We start from the raw sequence: 3,164 nt of genomic DNA, 5'->3' as shown, positions 1-3,164 counted from the left end.
TGTCCTTACCTTTGCTCGCCTGATCTGCGTCGGCGTTGTGCTTGGCACTTTGATGTTGGCTCGCTGCGCGAGCCTGGGTCAGCTATTGCTTGACAGATGGGGAAGCCCTTGTAGCCCAGGTTAACCGGCGCCGGAGCGCGAAGCGCGTAGGGTACCAACACTGGCCATGAAAATGCCGAAGGCATGGCCAGTGTTGGCGTCCGCGTTGAACCGACAGTTAGGCTGTGCTCGATTCATTCTTGGCGCCCTCCCGAAAAAGGAAAATCAAGAAAAGTACCGTGTTAAATACAGGGGCGAAACTTAGGATGATCCACCAGCGCGACCTGCCGAGATCGTTGAGGCGCCGAACCCCTTGCGCAAGAACCAATGGAATAGCGATAAGCATAGCAATACCCGTCACCAAGGCTCCCAAATCATCGGATATGGCAGTGGCGGCGAATGAGGTCGCAATGGTTGCAATGAGAGCTCCAAGTACGATTTTGGCGTATTCGGCGCGACCTGATTTTTCGTTTAGGTATTGCAAGATTTTCCCTTCAAATGTGCATGATGAAAACTGTTGCCGTTAATTGCAAAGGCCTGCGTTGCCTGCATAAGATGCGGCCACAATGTAAGTAAGCAGTGATCCAGCCGCCATGAATGCCATAAGGCTCAGCCAGAATAGTAGCCAAGTTAGTCTGCCGTATCGATCTGATGTAATCAGCCAAATGGTGTTGTCGACTTCTGATTTTTCGGTCTGCTTTTGTCTTGCGGTTCTCGCGGTGAGTCGAAAATCGAGTGTTCGTGTAATCACCGACAGAACACCAAGAAAAACTGCTGCAAGGAATAGCGCTGCGCTTAAAATTAATGCAATTTTCGAAGGCGCAGCTGAATTCTGAGTGGTGGCCTGCATTATCGAAAAGCAAGCGCCAAGCCCCGCTGTGGATAGTGATGAAATCAGAGCTAAGGCCACAGATAGCTGGCTAATTGCCATTGCCTGCCATCGTGTAAAGCGTTCATGTGCGAGAGTGCTCATAGGTGTTTGCCTAACGCAGAGTTCACCGGCGCCGGAGCCCCGAAGGGGCGCAGGGTACCAACATGGGGCAGTAAAATGGCGAAGCCATGCCCCATGTTGGCGTCCGCGTGCAACGTTCAGTTGGGCCTGTAGCCACACCGCCGTACGTGGGATTTACTCGCGGATGAACTGCCATATGGTTGCTCCCCACTGATTACCTTCTATGTGCGGCATGATCTCACCTTGCGTGAAATGTCTGTCGCCTTGTTGATATGCGGGGGATGACCAATAGCCTGATTTTGGGCAGGCGTTGCCTGCCTCACAGCGCAGTCTTTGCTGTGCTGTTTCAACTCCAGCAGTAGCCGCTGGAAGCGACCCGAAGGAGCGTGCATAGGCCACCAATTCCTTTGGGTAGTACATTGAATCAATCGTGGAATCGTCAATGTCATGTAGGTAGGCAATTGCACCAGCCTCCCAGGCCCAATACCCGTCGTACCCGCCCATACCTTCATCAGTCATGCCTTTGTGCGAGTCGTACCAACCCGCGCCCTTCATTCCCCCATACCATTTGACGAGATACTTTTTGAGATCGGCCAGTTTCTCTTCTTGTGTGTCACCAGCCGTAGCGTCAAGCAGCCATCGATATGGCTCATCGTGATACCACTCATCTAAGTAGGGACGATTTGGAAGGTGGTGGCTTAAGAGTTCTTCCACCAAGGCATCCTGTCGATCAAATTCCGAGCCTGCGATGAGATTGTGAATTCTAAGTATCAGGTGCTCTTGACGTAGGAGGGTTGCAAGCGACAACAACCCAAGATACCTAACGTAGTCATCAATAAATGTGAGCACAAACTCTGAGTGCGTTTCATTTTCACTTTCTCTCTTTGCAAATGATGCCTGCTTCTCATATTGCTCCACGGCCTGAGATAGATACGGGATTAGCTCCTCAATAGGCTGCCCCGCAGTGTAATGAAGCTGCAAAATGCTCAGTAACCAGTCGCCGGCCAAGCCATGCGCCCCGGCCATGCCTTCATTTGAGCCGCTATTGGCTTGAAAATTTTCTTGGATTGTAGGCAGTAGCTTGCTAGAGAACCATGCCAAATATCCATTGTAATAGCTTTCAAATAAAAGCTTTTGCCGTACATTTGCCCGAAAATTGGATGGCTCAGGGAAAAGAGTTGGGCGCTTGGTCATTTTTTCTGTCCTACCTTGGATGCGCGGGCTTCAAGCCGACGCTTTTCTTCCGCGCTTATTTCGACCTCTCCAAATACTCGGCTGGCTTTGTGCTGTGCGTGTTCGGAATCTTGTACAGATTCCCCTGAAACATGCTTGAATACAGCGATGCTGTGTTCGTAGATATCAGGAATGCTGAATAACAAAACGTGCCTCGAATAACGTCTCGCCAACGTATTCGTCCCTGCAAGATCAGCAATAGCATCCGGGTCTGTTGTTGCCCGTCTGATTCGTGTGCGAATCCATTTTTCACTCATCTGCATGACAGATGGCACGGGCTTCTGCGGCGGCGCACTGGCTGATTGCGTTCCCTGCGCAGGTGCGCCGACAGGCGCACTGCTGCGTTTGGAGCGCTTACCACCCTTGCCGCCAGCGCCTTGGGACTTGCCCTCCCACTCGCGCTTTTTCTGCCTGTAGTCCTCGTACTCTTGCTTGTCTTGGGTGTCGCCCAGCATTTGGCCGAGGGAAGTTGCAGGATTGGTGTATGTCTTGGCCTCGATGACTGCATAAGGCTTGCCGTTCTTGCCATTGGTGCGCCACAGCGCATCAATGCCGCGGCCACGCGGTATCAACGGCCACAGCGGCGTCATGGCGCCTCTGTCGTTGAGCTTGCGCGGTCCTTTGGGGTCAGGGTTGCCCCATTTGCCATCCATGCCCCAGTCGTGGGCCTGCCAGCCGGAAGCCCAGCCTTGTTCAATGACCCAATAGTCCGCCATGTGCTCACCCAGCACGCCCTTGAAGAAAATGCGCCGCTGACTGAGTTCTGAAACGGCGGAATAAAAGATGTGTTCGCGCCCGCCGTGGATGAAGCTGCTGTGTTCCTTGGCTTGGCTGGCTGTGTCACCCTTGGCATCAGGCTTCTCGCCTTGCTTGCGAACCTTCTTGCTGACGTAATCCGCCTCGGCGGAATTGTTGGGCTGCTTCTTCAGCCAGCCTTTGA

3 protein-coding genes and 1 pseudogene are annotated in these 3,164 nt (G+C 52.8%); all 4 read right to left on the bottom strand.

Annotated features, from left to right (window positions below; all coding sequences use genetic code 11):
* Positions 1-217: 217 nt before the first annotated feature.
* Entirely contained in the window at positions 218-523 is a 306-nt protein-coding gene (locus ABG80_RS00535; RefSeq protein ID WP_058085850.1) for a DUF805 domain-containing protein, read from the bottom strand.
* Positions 524-562: 39 nt separating this feature from the next.
* Entirely contained in the window at positions 563-1,012 is a 450-nt protein-coding gene (locus ABG80_RS21790; protein WP_152987391.1) for a hypothetical protein, read from the bottom strand.
* A gap of 153 nt (positions 1,013-1,165) precedes the next feature.
* The gene (locus ABG80_RS00530; protein ID WP_083505680.1) at positions 1,166-2,185 is read right to left on the bottom strand and encodes a PoNe immunity protein domain-containing protein; all 1,020 of its coding nucleotides are present in this window, start codon (positions 2,183-2,185) and stop codon (positions 1,166-1,168) included.
* A pseudogene (locus tag ABG80_RS22315) lies at positions 2,182-3,164 on the bottom strand (hypothetical protein); the annotation flags it as partial. The pseudogene ABG80_RS22315 and the gene ABG80_RS00530, both read right to left, overlap by 4 nt.

Origin of the sequence: Aquabacterium parvum (assembly GCF_001447195.1) — a bacterium.
GTDB lineage: Bacteria > Pseudomonadota > Gammaproteobacteria > Burkholderiales > Burkholderiaceae_C > Aquabacterium > Aquabacterium parvum.
The sequence above is the reverse complement of the archived record's forward strand: the minus strand, read 5'-3'. Positions and strand labels throughout refer to the sequence as shown.